This is a genomic window from Virgibacillus ihumii (assembly GCF_902726655.1).
GTDB classification, from domain to species: domain Bacteria; phylum Bacillota; class Bacilli; order Bacillales; family Amphibacillaceae; genus Lentibacillus; species Lentibacillus ihumii.
Genome location: NZ_CACVAN010000001.1, coordinates 1,949,353 through 1,972,811 on the forward strand (window position 1 = coordinate 1,949,353; position 23,459 = coordinate 1,972,811).

Below are 23,459 nucleotides of genomic sequence, written 5' to 3' on the forward strand. Positions count from 1 at the left end.
ATAAATCGTTTACATGTGGGTGTCAATATTATTTATTAAATTACCTTTTCCATTAAACGGTAATAACCATTATTCACATAAAAACAAAACCTGCACTTCACCAAGTACAGGCTTATTTTCATTATTTAATTTTTCGCACCGTTAGTACCAAACTCCGTAATCATTCGATGTGCCTTCGCAACCTCTTCTTCCGGCATGATCATATAATAGATACCATCAATCCTCGTACCGTTTCCGACCATCTGATACGTGCTGATGTTCTTGCGTGCACTGCGGTAGTTCATAGCCAAATTACGCATATCTTCAAATTTCATGTTGGTTACCATATTGTCGCCGAGGACATTCAGGATATCATTAATTTGCCCGACAACATTCAGACCGGCACCTTTATCAATAATCCCTTCGATAACCTGACGTTGTCGCTGATTACGGCCAATGTCACCTTGTGGATCGCCCTTACGCATCCGCACATACGCCAGTGCCTTATCACCGTTCAAGTGAATCTGTCCGGTGTCGAATGTATAGCCGCCTTGTGAGAACTGCTGGTCATTATTAACCGTAATGCCACCAACAGCATTCACCAATTGCGCAAGACCTTCCATATTCATCCGAACATAATAATCCAAATCGATATCCAAAAAGTGTTCAACCGTCGCAACGGACATGTCACTGCCGCCAAATGCATAGGAATGATTGATTTTATCCTGGAATCCTTTCCCTACAATTAACGTACGTGTATCACGCGGAATACTTACAAGCTGCATTTGATTGTTATCGGGATCCAGGGTCATGACTATCATCGTATCAGAGCGGCCTGTATCATTTTTACGCTCATCTACGCCCAACAGCAGGATATTAATTGGTTCCTTTTCTTCCACTTTCTTTTTAGAAACATTCACATCAATACCTTCAACTGGCTTATGTAGTTCGGTATCCACGGTACTCTTAACATTTTGGTAGATGGAATACGCATATGCACATCCACCGATAATTAAAATTAGCAGGATAGATAACGTAATCCATAGCCATTTTTTCTTTTTTGGTTTGTGTTTTTCCTGGCGTGTAACCATGTAAAACTTCCTTCATTAATAAAATTAAATACCTACCATTCTATTAAAGCATTTTAATAGTCATTCAGCAATAGTAAGATTGGGACAGAGGGATGGGACAGAGGGACAGGCTCCCCGTCCCACTAACCAATGCGGCCGATAACGCTTTTTGAAATGCCGGTTACTCTTGAAATTTGTCTAATAGATACGCCTTCCAACTGCTTCAAATGTCTAATAAATGCATTTCTTTTTCCTTTGTCCATTTGCTGAAGTTCGCTGGCATTTGGTATTCCCAGATGATCCATCATGATACGCAATTCGTTATCAGATACTTTTATTTTTACTTCGTCATTCAATCCACATTCATCATCAATAGGTGCCTGCATAAATTCTGAGAACAACTGTAATGCTTTTTTTCTTTCCGGGGAAAAATAGTGAAGAGGCAAATCAATATCGACGATTGAAGAGGATCCCAAATACTCATTAATGCTTGTCCATGAGCAGTCAAACACATTATTGGCCAAACCTGCTTTGACGGGATTTTGATGAATATATCTGATTACTTTTAAAAAATATACAAGCGTATCGACATTTTCGCTCTTGAATCGATCCTGAAACAAATGACCAAATCGTTCATATTTATTGTTATACCAATAAACGTAACTCGAACTCAACCGTTGAATAAATTTTGATATGGTTTCATCCACTTCTCTCATTAACAAATGAATATGATTATCCATCAGGCAATAACTATACACCTCGATTCCACTTACCTTTTTAAATCTCTTCAACGTATCAAGCATTTTAAGCCTATCTTCATCATCCTCAAAAATTGTTTGTCTGTTTATTCCCCGCAGCATAATATGGTAAATTCCATTTCTGCTCTTTCTTCTTGAAACTCTTGGCATTTTGAATCACCTCGGATTTTATTGGGACGAAGGGACAGGTTCCTCTGTCCCGCAAAAAGGATAGCAAATGGAGTCATTGCGCAATTTCAACAAAGTTTATAATGAAAATTCTTAAAGGCAGGAGCAAATGTATTTGATGAACTTTGAAGTTATACAACAGTATTGGGGCAGTTTTGAAGTAGAAATATGTATATATATTCGACATAATATTTAAAAGTCCTGCTTTTTTTAATAGAACAGTTGTAACGGGACAAGGAGCCTGTCCCCTTGTCCCACAATTTCACATAAATCCTGCAACCAAAAACAGGATGGCAGCAATTCCGGCTGCGATGAGTGCATATGGCAGTTGTGTGTTAATGTGTTCCATGTGGTCACTTCCAGCGCCAATAGATGACATGAGGCTGGTGTCGGAAATTGGTGAAGTGTGGTCACCGAATGCTCCGCCGGATAACACGGCTGCCGCTGCGACAATTGGATCGCCGCCTGTTGCTGTCATTAGTGATACCGCGATAGGCATCATGATAGCCCATGTTCCGAACGATGTCCCCATCGAAAAGGATACAAATGCGGAAATAATAAATACAGCAACTGGAATGATTGCGGATGGGATGACATCACCAGCCACCTCACCAATATAGATCGCCGCACCTGTTCCTTCAGGTGCCGCTGCACGCATAACATCTCCAAGCGTTACGGCGAGAATAATAATAACGGCACCCAAGATGACACTTTTGCTTCCTTCAAACAATTCATTGGAAAATTCTTTGGCTGACATCAATTTTTTACTCGTATATTTGAAAAATGCGATGATAATTCCAATCGAGAAACTGATAATGAGCATCATGTTCCCACCAAACGGAAGCGCCGGAACGGATGTGAACATTGGCAGTGTATAACTCCACAATCCAAGAATAACGAGTACCAACACGGATATTCCGAGTGGCAGAACCATATCAGATGCGGTACCGTTTTTCACCTTCTCCGTCGGTTCAACCGGTTCCTGTGTTTCTCCTGCAGCTGCCAATTCTTCGCGATATGTCTCCTGCATCTTCTGTGCCTGCAGCTCTGACTTTTTCATTGGTCCAAAGTCTTTTATTTTTCCTGATGCGAATAAAAATACCATAATCAGAATGACAATATTATAAAAGTTGTACGGAATTGTTTGCACCAGTCCCGCGATAGGATCCTCAACACTTTTAATGTTATCGACCATTAATGCACCCATGAAAGCTACCCATCCGGATATGGGCACGATTACATTGATTGGGGATGCGGTTGAATCCAGAAAGAAGGCCAGTTTTGCCCGGGAAACCCGCATTTTGTCATAAATCGGGCGAAAGACGGTACCGGTTGCCAATGAACTGAAATAAGCACTTGTAAATAGGGAACTCCCCATTAAAGCAGTACTTACCTGGGCCCCTTCCTTTGATTTTACCTTGCTCGCGAGCCACTCACCAAACGCATACGCTCCCCCTGATTTGTTAAGAACTCCAATAAATGCTCCAAGTAAAAATACGATAATAACGAGTTCAGCTCTCCCAGCTTCTTTTACGAGCCCCATTCCATATATTCCTTCATCCGAGTTTGCCGGATGACCTGCGATAGTACCGAATAAATTAACGATTGAAAATAAAATGGAATGGAAAATACCGTTTAACCTGGCATCCACCATCATGCTTCCGATTAGAATACCAGCCAAAAGCGACGGTACTACCCGCTTTGAAACAATGGCGAGTGTCAATGCCACCACTGAGGGCAGTAATGACCAAATTCCAAAGTGCTCCATGATTTCCTCCTCCTTGTGATAAATAATTTGATTTGTCTAAAATCTGTTGATTACAGTATAAGGGGAAATTGGATCAAGAAGTACAGAAAAAAAAGATAAAAAAATTGCACCGCTTGGGCGCAATCAGTTTGTGTACCATTGATAGAGCATTTTGGGGCGGCCTATTTTCTGATAGCTTGTAACCTGTCTCGCCTGCCCGTTTTCCAACAGATGCATAATATAGCGGTAAACAGTTGGATACGCAAGCCCGATATCTTTGGCAATTTTATCGACAGATGCCGGTTGATCAAGTGACTGCATGTAATTAGCGATATGCTGCAGTGTTTTTTTGCTGATTCCTTTTGTCGCAAAAACTTCCTCATGCTTTTCTTTCGTTTCCTGCATATTGGTGAGGCGGATATGGAGTTGTATCCGCGCAATGATGTCCGGTGCTTTCACCGGTTTCAGAGCGAAATCTGTCGCACCCTCGTTTATAAATTGATCGGCAATTTCCTGGCGCTCATCAACTGTCAAAATAATAATCGGAACATGGTAGTTCAACTTACGAATTTCCATCAGTGTCTGGAATCCGTCCATTTCCGGCATATGGTAATCGATCACCACTACATCAGGGTTTTCCCGCTGAAAAATATCCAGTCCTACTTTTCCATTTTCGGCAGGTACAAAATCCCATCCGGCATACTTGCAGATTTCTCCAAGCATATACCTCAGTGATTTCTCATCATCAATAATCAGTATCTTCATAGCGTAATATCTCCTCCGGCAGTTTAATCCAAAAAATGGTGCCTTTACCTGGCGTTGTTTCAATATCAAGTGTCGCCTGATGGTCTTCAACAACAGCCTGTACAAAGGTTAGACCGACGCCGGGATGAGATTTGGTGCTGTATCCCGGCTGATGGATTTTTTTCAACTGTTTTGGTGGTATCCCATTTCCGTTATCTTCCACCCCAAGCCATAATTCACGTTCTATAAACCTTGTTTTCATAACAACTTTACCATGTTCCTGATTCCGGATGGCGTCACCTGCATTATCAATTAAATTAACAATAGCCCTTGTCATGCGGATTTTATTGACGTACAGTTCGAGGCTGTCATCTGTTTCGAGCTCAAACGTATAGGTGATGGATTGATCAGCCAGTTTATTTGCCCTCACATACTCAATCAAATCCCCCAGTGCACACCAGTTCTTTTTTTCAACGTATAAAATTTCCGAGACCATGTCACTGGTTGATTGAATAGCGGTGGAGATTTTATCGGAGTATTCCCTTATCTCCTTGTCGTCGCTTTTCAGTCGGATCAATGAGTTCAACCCATCCATCAGGGATAAAGGGGTTTTTAGGTCATGAACCAGATGCAGGGCCTCTCTGCCGCTGCGTGATTCGATCATCTCTCCGCGGGCAATGTCCAGATCACGGCTCATTCGCCATTTTTGTTCGGATACGGTCAAGTAAACCGCTAAGACAATGGCATTAACAACAAAAATTGAACAAAGCACAATGCTGTATATGGAAAGTGTATATCCATAATCAATGGTCAACGCAATAGCCTTAACCTCGCTTGAAATCGGACCTCCGCCGAAATCGTAACCTGAAAGAAACGTAACAGTGTCTAGCCATTGAATCCCAAATAAAATCTGTGTCAGGACGAAGGATTTCAGAACTGGTCTAAGTCTGCCTTTCCCCAATACATGCAACAGTGTTATCGAGATGAGCAAAATGAGAGCCGGCCCGCCAAAATGGTAATTAAGCGGATTATACGAATTAATGATGACATATACGAACGGAACGGTAACAACTGGAACAATTACCTTTAAAATTGGAAGGTTGAACCGATGTCCCAGTTCATCACCGAGCAAAAGGGCACCAATATAATGTGGGATAGCACGAACAGTATTCAGCATAACCAGCACAAACGCTGTCAGCATCAATGTGTTTCCGCTCGGATCGTTTCGCAGCTGATGTAATAAGTGAGCAAGCCCGACCTCGTCAATCCCAAGCCATAACGGCATAGTAATACCGATTATGATAAGAATGATATGGATGATGATTCTCATGTTGGATCGCTTTTTTGATGTCATGACTGCCCCCTTATCAAAATGAAAAATTAGAGAAAAAAAAGAAAAGAAATTGTCCATACCAATCGATTATGAAATACTTTATTTATTCGATTGTAGTATAGTTTGTGCATTTTTGCACTTTCGCTATTAACAAAGAGGTGATTTTCGTGCAACTACTGGAGGAAGCAAAACAATTTGGTAAAGACTTGACTGCGTGGAGAAGGCATATGCACCGGAATCCGGAACTTGGATTTGAAGAACAACAAACATCTGCGTTTGTTATCGAAAAACTCCATGAAATCGGCTGTACCGATGTAAAAAGAGTAGCAAAAACTGGCGTCATTGCAATGCTGCATGGGGATAAGCCCGGCAAAACGGTTGCATTACGGGCTGATATGGATGCATTGCCAATTTTAGATGAAAAAGATGTCGATTATAAATCAATGAAGGATGGAATTGCTCATTTGTGCGGCCATGACGGTCATACAGCGATACTGCTTGGTGCTGCTAAATTACTGATGAAGCATCCGCCTCAATACGGTTCCGTTAAATTAATTTTTCAACCCGCCGAAGAAGGTCTGTTTGGTGCAGAAACTCTGATTAAGCACGGGGTACTTACGAATCCGGACGTTTCCGCGATTGCCGGGCTTCATGTAAATCCTGATGTACCGACTGGCCAAGTTACCTGTTCTGAGCGGGAAGTGTGTGCCGCAGCTGATTTTTTCAACCTTGAAATTATTGGAGAAGGTGGTCATGCAGCCCATCCGCACCGTGCCAAAGATTCGATTACCATTACAGCTGAGGTGATCAGTGCATTACAACAGTTAGTCAGCCGTGAAATTGATCCCCTGGCACCAACTGTAATGACAATAGGACAGATCCACGGTGGAACAGCGGACAATGCGATCGCACCACGTGTGAAGATGGGTGGTACAGTACGCACATTGGATAATGAAGTCCGCTATATGATAGAAGAAAAAATGAACCGGCTTGTAAAAGGAATAACCGAGGCATTTGGTGTTCAATACTCCCTTGAATACAACTATTTTTATCCTGCATTATTGAACGAGACTGCACTTGTTCCAACAGTTAAAAAAGCCGTTAGCAAAACCTTGGGCGAAGAACGTTTTCACATCGCCAAACCTTCGATGGGCGGTGAAGATTTTTCTTTCTATGCGAATGAAATCCCCGGCGTCTTTTTCAGGCTCGGTGTCCGAAATGAACAGAAGCAAGCCGTCTACCCGCTCCATCATCCGAAATTCGACCTGGACGAAAACGCACTACCAAATGGATCAGCCATTTTAGCACAATGGGCACTGGACCATTTATAGCGGGACAGAGGGACAGGCTCTCTGTCCCACTATAGGCTTAACTGGGACGATGAACCTGTCCCTTTGTCCCTTTCAAAGGATCAGTAAATACGGATTTTCAATATACTTCACCAATATTGATAGAAACTCCCCCGCTGCGGCCCCATCCAAAATTTGATGATCAAATGTTAAACTGAATGGAACTTTCTTGATTTGCGTTACTTCTCCATCTTCCAAAGCTAGTTCATCTTGCAATGACCCAACCCCAAGAATTCCGGTTTCATGCAGGTTAAGAATCGGTGTAAAGTATTCTACTCCACTGGCCCCCATATTCGTGATGGTGAATGTGGATCCTGACAATGCATCTTCATTCGCTTCCCCATCGCGTGCTTTTGTGGAAACTTCTTTAATTTCCTTTGCCAATATACCAATTGGTTTTTGCTCCGCATTTTTAACTACCGGTACAACCAAACCATCTTCCAATGACGTCGCAATACCGAGGTGGACTTCATCAAACTGAGATAATTCTCCGTTTTCATAACGGGTATTCATTTTCTGAAAGTCCTGAAGAGCAAGCACAGTAGCCCGGGCAATCAATACAGTTAAGCTAAGCTTTACGTCAACTTCGGCAGATTCGGCTTCCTCTCGTAGTTTCTTTTGTAAAGCGATTAGCTTATCTGCACCAGCTTTACGGTGTAACGTTAATTGTGCGGTTTGTTCTACGCTTTCCCGCATATTTTGGGCAATGGCTTTTCGCATCGGATTTAGTCCTTCGCCAATTGGTTGTGCTTCAAGTGTTGCTGCGGTATAAGCCTTTGCTGGTTCCTCTTTCTTTTCCTCCGCCTTGTCCAGTCCATGTTCCAATACCCGATTAATATCTAGCCTGGTAATTCGTCCATTTCCTCCTGTACCATTTATCCGTTCCATTGGCAAATCGTGTTCTTTGGCTAGCTTTCTTGCCAACGGAGAAATGAATATCCTCTCCCCGGACTGTTGTTCATCATTACCCTTTTGGATCGTAGCGCGAACTTCCTTTTTAGTGTCCTCTCTGCTACCTTGTTCCTTTTCGTTGGACGATGGAGCCCTAGTTTCCTGCACAGAAGGCCCCCCTGATCCAACAGATTCACCGGCTTGCCCTACTACTCCCAATACATCCCCGACTTTAGCAACTTTTTCAGTATCCATGTTGATTTCCAGCAGTTCTCCACCAACGGGCGACTCAATCTCCTGAGTTAATTTTTCCGAACTAATCGTTACGATACCCTCACCTGATTCGACGGTGTCGCCTACTTGTTTGTGCCATTCTTCAATTGTTCCTTCTTTCATGGTCATTCCCAATTTCGGCATCACAATATTCTCACTCATTACCGTCACCTCCCTATGCTTTGACAGCTTTCAAATCTTCAATCAATTCTTCCGCCACATTTAACACTTTTTGGGCGTCGGGAATATACGCCTGTTCCAGATTTGTAGCAAATGGCACCGGAGTATCCGGAGCACATACAGTCTTAATTGGTCCATCCAAATAGTCGAAACCTATATCACTGATCACAGAAGCAACATCTGTGGCAGTATTATTGTGCGGATTCGATTCGTCTACAACGATAAGGCGTCCTGTTTTTTTAACAGATTCAAGAACAGTTTCTTCATCCCATGGCGAAATAGTACGTAAGTCAACCACTTCCACCGATACACCATATTCATCCAACTGATTTGCAACCTGTTCGGCAACCTGAACCATTTTACCAATGGCGACAATCGTCAAATCAGATCCTTCTTTTGCAACTCTCGCTTTGCCAATTTCTACTGTGTAATATTCTTCTGGAACTTCTCCCTCAGTACCGTATAGTGTCTTATCTTCAGAAAAAACAACCAGATTATCATCCTCCATAGCGGCTAAAAACAATCCCTTCGCATCATACGGATTGGAAGGCACTACTACTTTCACTCCCGGGATCGCGCCAAACATTCCATAAAGTGTTTGAGAATGTTGTGCAGCTGCACCTACTCCCGCCCCATGTACCGTTCTGACGGTTAAAGGAATCTTGGCTTTTCCCCCAAACATATACCGCATTTTTGCACCCTGATTCAAGATCGGATCAAGCGCAAAACCAACAAAGTCATTAAACATTAGTTCCGAAATTGGTCGAAGCCCAGTTGCCGCAGCACCAACCGCTGCACTAAAATAGCCATGTTCCGCAATCGGTGTATCAATAATGCGTTGGCGGCCATATTTAGCAGCAAATCCTTTTGATACACCAAAAACACCGCCAAATGATTCGTCATTGGCCAAATGATCCACTTCGGCTCCACCAGCAACATCTGTACCAATCAAAATTACCCGTTCATCATTTTCCAATGACATATCCATTCCTTCGTTAATTGCGCCCATATACGACATTTTCCGATTTTCACCCATAATTAAGCCCTCCTTTTTAATTTAAGCAAACACATCTTCGAGCAATGATTTCTCATCAGGCAATGGACTATTCTCAGCAAATTCTACTGCGTCCGCTATTTTCTGTTTTGCTTCCTTTTCAATTTTGTCAGCTTCCTTATTCGTCAACCATTTGTTGTCGATCGCTTTTTCGCGGAATTCTGTAATAGGATCTCTATCCGCATTTAAATCTTCCGGAGATTTATACTTCTGTTCGTCACCTTCAAAATGGCCATAATGGCGATACGTATTGCATTCAATCAAAGTTGGCCCTTCACCTTTTTTCGCCCGTTTAATTGCTTTTTGTACCGTACCGTAAACAGCTTCCACATCAGCACCATCTACTAATTCACCCGGCATGTTATAGGCGGAAGCTCGCTCGGCAATCGTTTCAGATGCACTCGCATATTTATGGGCAGTACCTTCGCCATATTGATTGTTCTCGCATACAAAAATGACAGGAAGATCCAAAATGGAGGCAAGATTCAGCCCTTCATGAAATGTACCCTCATTTGAAGCCCCATCACCAAAGAAACATACAGCCACGTTCTCCTTACCTAAATTGCGGATCGATAATCCGGCACCGTTTGCCAAGCCAAAACCGCCACCAACAATACCGTTGGCACCAAGCATACCTTTTTCAACATCGGCCACATGCATTGAACCGCCTTTTCCACGACCAAGACCATCCTTTTTCCCCATAATTTCCGCCATCATTCGATTAACATCACACCCCTTCGCAACAGCATGGCCGTGTCCGCGGTGGGTACTTGTAATATAGTCATCGTCATCCAATTGAACCATTACCCCCGTGGCAATGGCTTCTTCGCCAGCATACAAATGAACAAAACCGGGAATCTCACCTTTTCCAAAAGTCCGATGAACCTCATCTTCAAAAGAACGGATTTCATTCATCTTTTGATAAATCCAGCGTGCCTCTTTCTTATTCATTGCAAATTCCTCCCTTTAAATTTGATTACATATGAATGGCTTGTCCGAACAACGCATCGGCTGTTTCCCCAATAGCTTCGGACAAAGCCGGGTGAGGCTGAATTACCTCAGCTAACTCATTAATCGTTCCTTCAGAGACCTTTACGCCCATCAATTCACCGATCATTTCCGTCGCACGCGACCCAACAATAAATACACCCAGTATTTCCTGATATTTTTTCTCGGTTACGATTTTGACAAATCCCTCTGCTTCTCCAGCCACAATTGCTTTACTGTTTCCATTCAAAGACGATCTCGTAACCGTAACATCATAACCTGCTTCTATCGCTTCTTCTTCGGTTAGTCCGATAGATGCCGCTTCCGGATGTGTATAAATACAACGCGGAATTTCGTTCTGATTTAATTGCTTATTCCTTTCACCAGCCATAGCATGGACTGCAACCAATCCTTCCGCACTAGCTGCATGGGCCAATTGATAACTACCTGCCAAATCACCCACCGCATAAATATGTTTTTCACTTGTTTCATAGAATTTATCAACAGCTACAAATTGCTTGTTTTGATCCATTTCCAACCCTAATTCCTCAGCAATCTGCAGGTTCGGCTTTCTCCCGGCGGCTACCAGCAGGGTGTCGAATGGAATTTCCTCACTGCCTAAAACGATCTTCCCGTTTTGCACTTCTTTGATATCTGCCTGTGTAATGATATCAATGCCCTGCTTTTCTAATTGATTTTTCAAAGCATGCCGTAACTCAGCTTCTTCGGTCATTAATACATCAGAAGCTATTTCAATAATCGTCACTTCAGTTCCCAGCATCGCAACAGCTGAAGCCAGTTCTGATGCGATTACTCCACCTCCAATAACCGCCAATTTCTTTGGAAGCTCGGCTCTGTCAAAAAACGTATCGGTAGTCTCGTAGTCTATTTCTTCAATCCCTGTAATAGGCGGTACAAATGGTTTACTTCCTGTCGCCAATAAAATATGGTCTCCTTTAATCTTTTCATTTCCCACTAACACTGTCCTATCTTTTTGGACAACGGCTTCCCCTTCGTAAATCGAAACATCATTCTTCTTTAATAGATAGCTTACCCCGTTTGTCAACGTTTGCACTACTTCATTCTTCCGTTCCGTAAGCTTTGGGTAATCGATTTGTGTCTTTCCGGTTTCAATCCCCCAGTCATTCGCCTGCTTAATGGTTTGAACCATTTCACCATGTTTCAACAATGTCTTGGATGGAATACAACCAACGTTAAGACATGTTCCGCCAACCTTGGACTTCTCCACAATGGCTGTCTTTTTTCCCAATTGCGCTGCCCGAATTGCGGAAGCATAACCGCCGGGGCCTGAACCAATTACTACGACATCAAAATTTTTCAATTAATCATCCCCTTTCTGACAAAAGGCATTTGTAATTCTTATGTGCTCGATTTACCTTATTAGCCGTTCAAATTAGAAGCCTCCTTTTTCTCCGTTTCATAATTTACAATGCAAAAATTATGCCAAAAAATAACTCCCTTAAAATGACAGCGTTTTCAATAATTTCGATTTATACAGACAAAAAAATGAGACAACTTTATTAAATCGTCTCATTTTTTCTCATGACCTATTAATCTTATTGATTAAATATTATATTTCTTTAACTTCCTATACAAAGTAGCCTTAGACATACTTAGTTCTTCTGTAGCATCAGATACTTTCCCATTACATTTTGCCAGAGCTTTTTTAATTCTGTTAATCTCCAATTGTTCTTTATAGGTACTAACTTCCGTATTACTATTTTCCACTTGAACAGGTTCCAATGATGATACAAGTTGAAATAAATCCCTATCATTTGGTTCTTTATCAGCATAAAGTATTTCACATCGTTCCAGCGCATTATATAATTCACGGACGTTTCCACGCCACTCGCCCTGCATGAAGATCTTTTCCAATCGCTTGTGCCAGGATGGCATCCATTTTTTCCGCTGAAGGTAATCTCTTATAAAGTGTATAATATCTTCTTTTCGTTCTTTTAATGGCGGGATTTGAATCGGGAAAACATAAATCCGGTAAAATAAATCCTCCCTAAATTTGCCCTGTTTCACTAATTGTCTGATATCCCTATTGGATGCTGTAATAATTCTTATATTGACACGGATTAAATTACTTCCGCCAATCCGGGTTATTTCTTTCTGCTGCAGCGCTCTTAACAGTGCAACCTGCATCGAGGAGGACATTTCTTCAATTTCATCAAGGAATAATGTGCCGCCATCTGCCTGTTGAAATTTCCCTCTATGCCCCTTATTATTTGCCCCTGTAAATGAACCAGATTCATAACCAAACAATTCACTCTCCAATAACCCTTCTGGTACGGCACCACAATTTACTGTCAAAAAAGGACCATTGGAACGTTTGCTGTTATCATGGATGGCCTGGGCAACCAAATCTTTACCAGTACCGGTTTCCCCGTAAATATAAACGGGAGTGTCTTTTACAGCCACCTTTTCGACCTGAGACAATACACTATGAAACTTCTCACTTGTCCCTTTTAGACCTTTAAACACAACTGAATCATCATCATGACCGGGTATTGTAACAGGAGTACGGTATCCAATAATACGATTTTCATTTAAAATAGGGGTACGGAAATTGGATAGTTGAATGTCTGTTTCTTCGCTTAATGTTGTAAGAGTGGCACCGACATATTCCTGGTAACCAGGTAACAATTCCATTGGCAATGAACAAATTTCATCGTTTATGGAACTTACAATACAATTTTGCTCGGATCCAAATCTTGTTCGCATCAGAACTTCCATATCTTCTTGCTTTTGGTTTTTCCATTCCAACGAAATAGAATCGGCCGCTAATTTGACGGAAGCCAGTACATAGTCGTAATTAATGGAGTGGTATAAACTGGAAATGTTAAGCGCACCAATAACCTCATCATACTGATCAAAAATAGGGGCAGCAGTACAATTCCATTCCTGGGAAGCAATAGAAAAATGTTCATACCCTTTAACAGTTATCGGCTTTTTTAACCGGAGCGCAAGACCGATTGCATTGGTGCCAACCTCTATCTCATCCCATTTCGCACCTTCTTTAAAATAGATTTTATACGCTGCATTCTTGACGGTCTTCTCCCCATCTTGTTGCAGAATGTACCCATCCCGGTCGGTTAATGTTGTAATATACTTCCAACCCTTTAAGAAATTCTGTAATTGCCTGATATGAGGTTTTGCCAAATCCAGCAACAGTTTATTTTTCTTCATTTTCTGTTCAAGTAACTTGGGGTCTAAAATCCGATCTGCTATACCGTCATAAGGGTTCACCTGATGCCTTCTGCAATAATGCCAAGATTCAATAATGTCACTGGATAATCCTGTTTCTTGTAGTGGCAATGCTTCATTTTCAAGAAAGTGGTTCCACGTTTGTTTTGAGACAAGAGCTTTTGACATTACCTTATCTCCCCCTAAAGGTTTTTCATAAACAATTAGATTGACCATCCGGAATAGTTTGCAGAATAATCTAATTATACTATAAACTATACAATAAAAAATACACTGATACAAGGAGCTGGTATTTGAAAGGAGGGGAGTTTTCTCCTCACCTTGCACTCCATTTTAAATTCTTATTATAACTGACTCATCATAAAGAACTGTCCAAACCCATAAGGGATTCTGTTTTCTTTAAATCTCCTTCAAATACCATATTACGAATTCTTGTTGAAGAAATACGCAAACCTTGATTACAACAAACTTCACTAACAGTTTGAACAAAAAAGTGATTTTTCAGTAGAGCAACATCTCCTTTTCGGTTTTTACCAAATCGGAAGTCTTCTCCTACTCTTATATTTTTTGGGGACAAATGCTTTAATTCATTTATGAAACTATTTGGAGTGCGCTTTATATATGATTCATTAAATTGCGCAACAATAACATAATCGACACCCAGCTTTTTAAACTTTTGTATCTTTTCTTCAATAGAAGTTAAAATGTACGCACCTTGAAAATAAGTTCGTGGTGGAGGATCAAAAGTATATACTACACTTGGGATTCTCCTTTTTTTACTTTCCCTGACAGCTTCCTGAATAACTGCTTGATGACCGCGATGTACACCATCAAAAGCACCTATTGCAATAATTGACTCAGATAAATTAAGTTTTTCCGCTTTATAAATTTCCATTACGACCACGTCCTTTAATTAGTTTATTTTGTTACAAACTAAATTAAAAATGTACCTTTATTTCCTGGATATCTACAATATATACTTTGTTGTAGTAATGTTCACTTCATTAAATAGTTAAAATGTGTTTGATTTTGTTAACTCTAATGTTCCTTCTAGTGACTTTTCAACCATTGGATAGGTTGGCCTATTCTTTTTATACATATTATAAAACGTTGTCATCTCACGAATCGGATCACCGGAATAATACCTCTCATATTGTACTAGTCTTTGTCCAAAAGCCTCACCACAAAGGTCCCACGCTAATTTAAATAAACGTATTCGTTTCTCAGCGGATACACCTGTATGTCCGGAAAAATATTTATTCATATCCTCGGAAAACTCAGGATTTAAGAAATCCCTTTCAGATGGCATCATTAATAACTCTCTGGCACCAACAGTTTGTAATGCCTCAATTGCTTTTGGATACATATTAGGTAATATTCCTCGAATTGTTTCAAGTGGTATGTCATTAAGAACGGCTTCACCATTTGAGGTTATTTCATATTCATATTCTGCAATCCGTAGCAACGCCCTTATGGTTTCAACTGTTTGTATTAATTTAGCTAAAAGGTTTTGTATATTTAATGAACCGTCGGAACCTGTTGCATCAGCTATATTCCTTGCAACTTCAGTAACGAATGAAAATTTTACAAGCCCTCTTATTCCTGACTGATGTGTGGCTTGTAAATTAATGCCTGTTTTTTGACATAATAAATTTCCTGCTTCAACATTTTGATTAATAAACATGCGTTCCCAAGGGACTAAAACATTATTAAAGACTAATACTGCATCCATTTCTTCATATCTCGAAGCTAATGGATGATCCCATATCGAAAGTGTACCATTCTGGGTTTGCTCACGACATAGAATTCGTAAGCCAGGAGTATCAATTGGGAGAGCAAATGAAATTGCATATTTTTCATCACCCGGCTTAAAACTTTGATATGAATAAATAATTACCTCATCGGTCATTGGTGCCAGTGTTGCAATCATTTTAGAGCCACGAACAATCAATCCATCATCCGTTTCTTTTACTACGCCCAAATGAGTATATATATCTCCGTGTTCGTGAGAAGATTTACTTCGATCGTTTTGCGGATTTGTAATGGCGTTTGTTAAAAATAAATCATTGTCTCTGATATAGCGATAATAATTTACAATATTTTCTCCCCACTGTTCTTCGTATTGTCTGAAAAACCAGTCATTGGTTGCCATCGATGTAACCACTGTTGATAAAAAATCCGGAGTCCTGCCCATTAAACCAAATGTTGCTTCCGCCCAAACTTCATATAACCTTCTGCGCTTTTGTAAATCTTCACCATTCCGAGGAATCAAAAATGCATTATTGACACGCTCGCCAGTCTCTTTACAAATATGTGTTATTTCTTCTTGAATATCAGGATCGTGCTGCATGTCATATAAGCTGGCAAGTTCTTTAATTGGCTGTTTAAAAACAGGTTCATTCACGACATCAGTTATTCTTTTACCACCCATCCAGATTTCTGCCTGCTTCGATTTCAAACAATTAATATAATCTTCTCCTGTTCTTATTCCCATTAATTTTCTCCCTCAATAATTTAATATTTTCAATCCATATATCAATGTTCATTTTTAGATATTTCCCTAAAAAAGGATTTACAGGGGAACGTTTACATTACCTAAATATAGAACATGATATCCACCTTCATACTAAGTTCATACGACAGTGGATAAATAATTTAAACACCTTTTTTTATTGGAGTGTAAATATACTATAATGAGTAATACTTTTTGTAACAACGGCTGGATTTAACACTATGAAATAAATAAAAACTTTCGTCATTGACTCTCTTTGGATAAGAATTTTTATTTTAGCAAAGGTTGTAAAAATATTGATGGCTTAGTTACTTCCATTTCGCTGAAACGCCTTTATATCAAGGGACTGGCATTTGGATAAAGCGGAGATTACGAGGTGATACGGTGAATCCACGGGCTAAATACTCTTCATCTCAAATGAGCGTTGAACTGTTGAGGGAGAGGGGGTGTTCCCCCTCTTTATCCCTTTCACCAAGTTTACTTTTACGATATCTTTTGAATATTCACATCCGGTTATAACCCTATAAGCCTTGGAATAAACATAACTGCACTTTCCCAGTATGTAATTATAATAAGGCAAAACACACCAACCACTAAAAAAGGGAATACGGATGTTACCATTTTTTCAAACTTTACTTCAGCAATTGACGAAACTATAAAAAGTCCTGTTCCAACAGGTGGAGTTAGTAAACCTATTGTTAAGTTAATACAAATAACTACTCCAAAATGAACCGGATCAATCCCATACGTAATTAATAATGGCGTGAAAACCGGAACCAATATAATTAGAGCAGCAATCCCATCCAAAAACGCCCCAAGTATGAGAAGAAAGATGTTAACTAACATAAGAAATACAAGTGGGTTTTCAGAAATAGACACCATTCCATTAGCAATCGCCTGTGGAATTTGTTCAAATGCAATCATCCATCCAAATGCATTTGCCATAGCAATTAAGAATGTAACCGTTGCAGTACTAATGGCGGTATTTGAAAAAACATCAGGAAGTTTACCCAGCTTCAGTTCTTTATAAAAAAAGTAACCTACTACAAAAGCTACCACGCAGGCTACTGCGGCAGATTCAGTAACCGTGAATACGCCAGTTAATATCCCTACTATGATTATGACCGGCACGAGCAAGGCTGGCAAAACATTTAATGTGCTTTTCCAAACCTCTGTCCACGATGGCCTTTCACTTTTGGGAAAATTGTATTTGTACCCCATAATAGATATCAAAGCAATAAAAGCAATGCCATAAATAATCCCAGGTATAATCCCAGCCATAAAAAGGCTGCTAATAGACGAACCTGATAATGTCCCATAGATAATAAAAATCATACTTGGAGGAATTATTGGAGCCACAATGGAGGAGGAAAGGGTAAGTGCAGCAGAGAATCCCCTATCATAACCCTCTTTTTCCATTTCAGGAACCATTGTTTTACTCATCATTGCGGATTGAGCATTCGCAGAACCTAATATAGAGGCCAAAAACATATTAGCCACAACTGTTACATATGCTAATCCCCCCCTAAAATGACCTAATAGAACTTTAGAAAACTTTACTAGCTTCGTAGTAATACCTCCACTGTTCATCAATTCACCTGTAAGCATAAAAAGGGGGATAGCTAGTAAACCATAGTTATTTAACCCGGAAAACAATTGTGTGGGCATAGAATGTAATAACTCAGTATTTCCTAACGTAAAGAAATACAATACTGTTATCATACCAATCACCAGAGAAATAGGAATTCCTATAACCAATAAAAGAAAGAACAAAAGAATTACAACGATTGTCACGTGGTATCCACCTTTCTAAATTGCTGAATTAAGCTGGACAAAATGTGAATTGTAGCAAAACTCAGTCCAATTGGAATTGAACTATATGGTATCCACATTGGTATTTGTAAGTTATTTGATTTCTGTGAAAAAACACTTTCTGAAAAGGCCCATTGGAAACTATAATTAATTAATATCACCATAAATATACACATTAGGATGTGTGCAACAATCAATACAATTCTCCGATACTTTTCTGTCAGCTTATCCAACACGAAGGTAAGAGAAGCTTGGGATTTATATTTAATCCCAAGGCTTCCTCCCAAAAAGCTAATCCAGGCAAAAAGAAAGATGGATATTTCTCCTGCCCATGAGAAAGGGTTATTTAGAAAATAACGAAATAGCACTGATAGGGCTAAAACTGCTGTTAAACCAAAAACCAACACAATAGAAATCCATTTTTCCATTTTAGCTATACCGTTACTTAAAGAAGTCACGATTATTCCCCCCGCTAGTTTCGAAACTTAGTAATAAATTTTTTAATCAGCTCACCTTGTTGTTTATACTTTTCATCAAATTTCTGGATTTGCTTTGTGAACACGTTTTTATCCAGCTCATAGACAGTCATTCCCTTGTCTTTTAACGTTTGCCTAAATTCCTCTTCCTTAGAAGATCTTGTTTTGACAGCATAATCAGATGCAATTTCCAATGACTTTTTTATAATTTTTTGTTCTTCCTCGGAAAGTGACTCAAAAGTATCTTTATTAACCACGGCAACCGAAGGCCAAACCATATGATTCGTAACAGCAGCATAATTAACAACTTCAAAATATTTATTTGTAATAGTCGCATCTAAATCCATATCCATTCCGTCAATAACCCCCATTTGGGCTGCAGAATATACCTCTGTAAGTGGCATACCCTCAGTAGAGGCACCAGTGAATTCATAAAATTCCAACATTGGTGGACCCGGTGTAACTCGAAGAACCATACCTTCCATATCTTCAGGACCTTGTACTTTCTTGTCTTTAAAAAGCATTACACGTTGGCCAGCAAATAAGTAATCTAAACCAAGTAACCCATATTTATCAAGCGTTCCAAGCATCTCTTTTGCTACATCTGTATCACTAGCCTCTTGGGCATCCATAATTGTTTCAAATAGATATGGAGCAAACCATGCTGAAAAGGCCTTTTCACGTGAGCTTAATTCAACTGCTGTAATAAACCCAAAATCCAAACTGCCGGACTCAATTTGTTGGAGCATAGCACTTTCATTACCAAGTTGTCCGGATGGAAAAACTTCTAAAGTCATCTCACCTTCGGAACGTTTTTCTATTTCCTCTTTAAATTTTTCCGCTGCTTTAGTCCACATGTGTGAAGGATCTGTAATTAAACCAATTTTAAAAGTCTTTTTTGCAGCCCCAGAATTAGCATCGGCTTCTTCATCTCCTCCACAAGCTCCCAGAATAATAACAGAGAGACAAATAATTGTAATAATCAACCAGTGTTTTCTATTAATCTTCATATCAACGTTCTCCCTTCATTTGTTAATAAAAAAATCTATCTTTTTTGTATGAATAACTAACAGGGTTCTCTTAAGAAATTGTTTCTCAATCATCATTGAAAGCGTATTCAAATTATGAGAAAACTTTTAAGCATTTTAGATATCTTTGTTTAGATACAGGCAGGTTTTATTTACATGATGGTGCAGTAATTACATATCCGCTTTGTTGTCCCTTATAAAGACTCTTTTTACTTGCTCATTAGAATGCCCCCTTGAAACCTCTAGAATATGCTATTAATGTAGTATACTAAAATAAAGCATTCTCCCAATGCAGAAATTTCACTATATTAAATCTTCAAAAAAAGTGAATAGATTACTATAGAGCGATAGTGTATGTTTATCAATGTTGTGTAATCAAAGGTGCCTGAAAATCCTTAGAAGTATATCCTATAGGGGATTTCAGTTATATTTCTATATATCCCAGCTCACGAGAAATTGATTTAGCTGTGTTTACAATACTTTTTATCATCAGCTTTTTGTTATTTCCTTGCATATATGAAATTGGACCGACTACATTTACGGATGCAATAGTTTTACCTGAGTATGAAAAAATTGGGGCAGCAATTGCATAAGTGCGTGTATCATTTTCATCATTACTAATCGAATAACCATTTTTGCGCACCATAGCCAATTCCTGTTTAAGTTTATGATCATTTATTATTGTATTTGGGGTATGACGTTGTAACCCTCTATTTATAGTTTCCTTTAAATATTGTGAATTATAAGCTAGCAGCACCTTACCAGAGCTTGTACAATAAGCCGGTTTCCTTGTTCCAACATGTGTATCTAAAGCGAACGATTCCTGAGATGAAACCTTTAAAACAAAAATAACCTCACCTTTATCGAACATGCCAATATGAACTGTTCCTTTATATTTTTGGGTTAATCCTCTTACTATCGGAATAGCCCTGTCATAGATATCTTGCTGATACATAACATAATTATTCAGTTCAAGTAATTTCCAACCAAGCCGATATTTTCTACGATCAACGCGTATTAATAGACCTTCCTTCCATAGTGTGCTCACTAAATGATGCGTCGTACTTGGACTTAACCCAATCTTTTCTGCAATCTCGGCATTACCCAATATATAATCCTCATTTGTAAAACAATTTAAAATTTGGCTAGCTCTTTTTACAGATTCTATCATCGAATATTGCCCTCCAATAAATATTGATAAAACCCATGTACTTACGCTGCGTACATAAAATTTAGATTACATTCTTTTCATACCCCCTTTTACATTAAAGGAAATCGCTTTCATTCATTGGTATAGATAGATTTAAGTAGTTACTTTTTACCAGATTCAAAGTAACCTTAACTGCAAAATTTATATGTTCGTGTCAATAAGTTAATTTTTGACTGCATAGGAAATATTGGACTAGATCAATAGTATGGTTATTAAATTAAGTTGTCTATCCTTGATCTTAATACCTTTTGAAAAAATACCATCTCTTGTGCAAGGTTATGAATCCGATTTAATAAGTCATCGTCGATAATTTTATTATTTGGATTAAAATGGCTATCATGTGCGTATATATAGCATGGAGATACGTGGGAACGAAAATAACCAGCTATGGGCTTTAATTGATTTTCAATCATAAGATAATGCTGATAAGTTCCCCCATTTGCCACAAATCCCATAAGTTTTTGACGAAAAATCGACGGATCTATTAAATCAAATACATTTTTTAGTGGGGCAGGTATTGATCCGTTGAATATAGGGCTGCCTATTAAATAAGCATCAGCGTTTGATACTTCAACTATAATCTTTTTAGTATCTTCATTATATAAGTCAAACTCTCTTCCATCGCTAAATTCCATATCATAATCTCGTAAATCTAAAATTTTTGTTTCAATATTTGTATCAATTTCTTTTATTTCATCAATAACGGAATTTACCAATATGGAAGTTTTCTCCCCTACAATAGTTCCTGAAATTCCCAATACTTTCATCTTTATCCTCCTCGTAAAGGTAAATTTATTTTTATATACGTTAAATTCTAATATTTATTATCGTTTATTTAAAATTCAAATTATTATTATAGCATCATTGTACTTAACGTTATAAAATGGAACAACTAGCAAATTTCATAATATGAAATTTGTGTTTTTGATTCCAAAAAAATTGATTATAAATTCAAAAATAAATTTATAATCAATTCCATGATAACTTTTTTTTCATACGGATTTAGCAAAGGAGACTTCTATAAAGTACAAATCCCGTTCATATTCGCTTATTCACAATATAATGAAACACTTCCCAAATTATTAAATTGAGCTACAATGGAGTCATTAGAATTAAACGCAATAGCCTTGGACATAGCTCCACTTAAGACAACGTCTCCTTTTTTAAGCCCTTCTCCTTTTGATGCTAATTGATGAACAGCCCAGGTAATTGCCGTAACGGGATTACCTAACACAGCAGCACTGGAACCAGTGGCGATAACTTTGCCATTTTTAGATAGCACCATACCAATATTCCCCAAATCAATAGCACCTGGCGAAACCCATCGACTCCCTACAATAAATTTAGCTGATGAACAATTATCAGCAATAACATCAGCTAACGTAAAACGGAAATCTTTAAACCGACTATCAATAATCTCTAAAGCCGGAGCCACGTATTTTGTTGCGCTAATCACATCCCGAGCTGTGACATCTTCTCCTTGCAGATCTTCACCTAATAAAAACGCTATTTCAGGTTCTGCCTTAGGATGAATAAGAGGAGAATATTCAATTGGTTCCCATTCATACGCAATCATGTCACTATGCAAATAACCGTAGATAGCTTCATTAACACCCATCATTTTTTGTTTCTCTTTACTCGTTAAACCTAACTTGATACCAATCCTTTTAGTACCGTTTTCGTATATTTTATGGGCGAGCAATCCATGTTGTAAGCTATACGCCTCTTTTACAGTTAATTTTGGGTATTGATCGGTTATTTTAACAATTTCTTGTGCATTGCATTCTGCATTATATAGAAATTTAATAATATCCTTTTCCTTATTTTTCATTAAAGGCATGACTTAAACCTCCAACTATGCTAGTAGTATTCCAATGAGATACTTATTTAAATGTAACGCTGACAGAACCAAGCGAACCAAATATTGCCTTAACTTCGTCTCCTGCAGATACAGTTACCGCACCAGCTAAAGCTCCGGGCAAAATCAATTCACCCTTTTTTAAGGTGATTCCAAAAGTATGCAATTTATTTGCTAGCCAAGCAATTGCCTCGGCTGGGTGACCAAGCACTGCAGCACCAGCACCAGTTGCTGTAAGCGCATTGTTTTTGAATAAGGTCATACTGTTTGTACGTAAATCGACTTGATCGATTTGCGTTACATTATCCCCAATAACTACTTTTGAAGATGAACCATTATCAGCAATAGTGTCGGCTAGTTTAATTTTCCAATCAGCTATACGACTATCGATAATCTCAATCGTTGGCACTACATATTTTGTCGCCATTAACACGTCTAAATAAGTAACATTTGGCCCTTCCAAATCATTCGTCAGAACAAATCCAATTTCTGCTTCAACTTTCGGAAGTAACAATGTATCTAAGTTAACAACACCACCATTTAAAACTTGCATATTATCAAACAAGTGACCATAATCCGGTTCATCTACTTTTAACATTTCTTGCATTGCTTTACTTGTTAAACCAACCTTTTTCCCGATTATCTTTTTACCTTTAGCAAGTTTTTCCTTTACTATTTTAAGTTGTATTTGATAGGCATCTTCCACTGTTAAAGAATCATCACGGTCTGTTAGCGGCATAATTCCCAGGCGTGTTTTTTCAGCTTCTAACAGTTCTGATGCAAATTGGCCATGATGTAC

The 23,459-nt window shown here is 39.0% G+C and carries 20 protein-coding genes; 1 reads left to right on the plus strand and 19 read right to left on the minus strand.

The genetic code is table 11. The features are described from left to right. Positions 1–125: 125 nt before the first annotated feature. The 5 genes from HUX68_RS09545 to HUX68_RS09565 form a co-directional block, all read right to left on the minus strand. Positions 126–1,070, minus strand: coding sequence for an LCP family glycopolymer transferase (locus HUX68_RS09545; protein ID WP_174614607.1), 945 nt, complete (start codon positions 1,068–1,070; stop codon positions 126–128). Positions 1,071–1,192: 122 nt separating this feature from the next. Continuing rightward, complete coding sequence (locus HUX68_RS09550; RefSeq protein ID WP_174614608.1) at positions 1,193–1,957, minus strand: transposase; 765 nt, start codon at positions 1,955–1,957, stop codon at positions 1,193–1,195. Positions 1,958–2,237: 280 nt separating this feature from the next. Next, positions 2,238–3,770 carry a Na+/H+ antiporter NhaC family protein gene (locus HUX68_RS09555; RefSeq protein ID WP_343033701.1) on the minus strand — a complete coding sequence of 511 codons (1,533 nt, stop codon included), beginning with the start codon at positions 3,768–3,770 and terminating at the stop codon, positions 2,238–2,240. A 96-nt stretch (positions 3,771–3,866) separates the two neighbouring features. After that, positions 3,867–4,487, minus strand: a complete 621-nt coding sequence (locus HUX68_RS09560) for a response regulator (RefSeq protein WP_174614610.1) — start codon at positions 4,485–4,487, stop codon at positions 3,867–3,869. Then, on the minus strand, positions 4,468–5,820 hold the full coding sequence (locus HUX68_RS09565; protein WP_246206650.1) for a sensor histidine kinase: 1,353 nt from the start codon (positions 5,818–5,820) through the stop codon (positions 4,468–4,470). The genes HUX68_RS09560 and HUX68_RS09565 overlap by 20 nt, the downstream gene beginning before the upstream one ends. A gap of 146 nt (positions 5,821–5,966) precedes the next feature. Here HUX68_RS09565 and HUX68_RS09570 point away from each other — a divergent pair, with 146 nt between their 5' ends. After that, entirely contained in the window at positions 5,967–7,130 is a 1,164-nt protein-coding gene (locus tag HUX68_RS09570) for a M20 metallopeptidase family protein (RefSeq protein WP_246206651.1), read from the plus strand. 72 nt (positions 7,131–7,202) lie between these two features. Here HUX68_RS09570 and HUX68_RS09575 read toward each other — a convergent pair whose 3' ends face one another. The 14 genes from HUX68_RS09575 to HUX68_RS09640 form a co-directional block, all read right to left on the minus strand. After that, positions 7,203–8,474, minus strand: coding sequence for a dihydrolipoamide acetyltransferase family protein (locus tag HUX68_RS09575; protein WP_174614611.1), 1,272 nt, complete (start codon positions 8,472–8,474; stop codon positions 7,203–7,205). Between the two features lie 13 nt (positions 8,475–8,487). Next, positions 8,488–9,528 carry an alpha-ketoacid dehydrogenase subunit beta gene (locus tag HUX68_RS09580; RefSeq protein WP_174614612.1) on the minus strand — a complete coding sequence of 347 codons (1,041 nt, stop codon included), beginning with the start codon at positions 9,526–9,528 and terminating at the stop codon, positions 8,488–8,490. A 21-nt stretch (positions 9,529–9,549) separates the two neighbouring features. Beyond that, positions 9,550–10,497, minus strand: a complete 948-nt coding sequence (locus HUX68_RS09585) for a thiamine pyrophosphate-dependent dehydrogenase E1 component subunit alpha (RefSeq protein ID WP_174614613.1) — start codon at positions 10,495–10,497, stop codon at positions 9,550–9,552. Between the two features lie 25 nt (positions 10,498–10,522). After that, entirely contained in the window at positions 10,523–11,875 is a 1,353-nt protein-coding gene (gene lpdA, locus HUX68_RS09590) for a dihydrolipoyl dehydrogenase (RefSeq protein WP_174614614.1), read from the minus strand. A 242-nt stretch (positions 11,876–12,117) separates the two neighbouring features. Further along, entirely contained in the window at positions 12,118–13,932 is a 1,815-nt protein-coding gene (locus HUX68_RS09595; protein WP_174614615.1) for a sigma-54-dependent Fis family transcriptional regulator, read from the minus strand. Positions 13,933–14,122: 190 nt separating this feature from the next. After that, a complete protein-coding gene (locus tag HUX68_RS09600) occupies positions 14,123–14,668 on the minus strand; it encodes an FAD synthetase (protein WP_425509513.1) in 546 nt (181 codons plus the stop codon). Between the two features lie 108 nt (positions 14,669–14,776). Continuing rightward, positions 14,777–16,258, minus strand: a complete 1,482-nt coding sequence (locus HUX68_RS09605; protein ID WP_174614617.1) for a 4-hydroxyphenylacetate 3-hydroxylase family protein — start codon at positions 16,256–16,258, stop codon at positions 14,777–14,779. A gap of 531 nt (positions 16,259–16,789) precedes the next feature. Continuing rightward, positions 16,790–18,070, minus strand: a complete 1,281-nt coding sequence (locus tag HUX68_RS09610) for a TRAP transporter large permease (RefSeq protein WP_174614618.1) — start codon at positions 18,068–18,070, stop codon at positions 16,790–16,792. Beyond that, entirely contained in the window at positions 18,067–18,546 is a 480-nt protein-coding gene (locus HUX68_RS09615) for a TRAP transporter small permease (protein ID WP_174614619.1), read from the minus strand. Before HUX68_RS09615 ends, HUX68_RS09610 begins: the two co-directional genes overlap by 4 nt. Before the next feature lie 14 nt (positions 18,547–18,560). Further along, complete coding sequence (locus HUX68_RS09620; protein ID WP_174614620.1) at positions 18,561–19,574, minus strand: TRAP transporter substrate-binding protein; 1,014 nt, start codon at positions 19,572–19,574, stop codon at positions 18,561–18,563. 442 nt (positions 19,575–20,016) lie between these two features. Beyond that, on the minus strand, positions 20,017–20,763 hold the full coding sequence (locus tag HUX68_RS09625; protein WP_174614621.1) for an IclR family transcriptional regulator: 747 nt from the start codon (positions 20,761–20,763) through the stop codon (positions 20,017–20,019). Positions 20,764–21,014: 251 nt separating this feature from the next. After that, entirely contained in the window at positions 21,015–21,569 is a 555-nt protein-coding gene (locus tag HUX68_RS09630) for an NADPH-dependent FMN reductase (RefSeq protein WP_174614622.1), read from the minus strand. A 281-nt stretch (positions 21,570–21,850) separates the two neighbouring features. After that, the gene (locus HUX68_RS09635) at positions 21,851–22,642 is read right to left on the minus strand and encodes a 2-keto-4-pentenoate hydratase (protein WP_174614623.1); all 792 of its coding nucleotides are present in this window, start codon (positions 22,640–22,642) and stop codon (positions 21,851–21,853) included. 43 nt (positions 22,643–22,685) lie between these two features. Continuing rightward, positions 22,686–23,399, minus strand: a complete 714-nt coding sequence (locus tag HUX68_RS09640) for a 2-keto-4-pentenoate hydratase (RefSeq protein ID WP_174616416.1) — start codon at positions 23,397–23,399, stop codon at positions 22,686–22,688. Positions 23,400–23,459 lie beyond the last annotated feature (60 nt).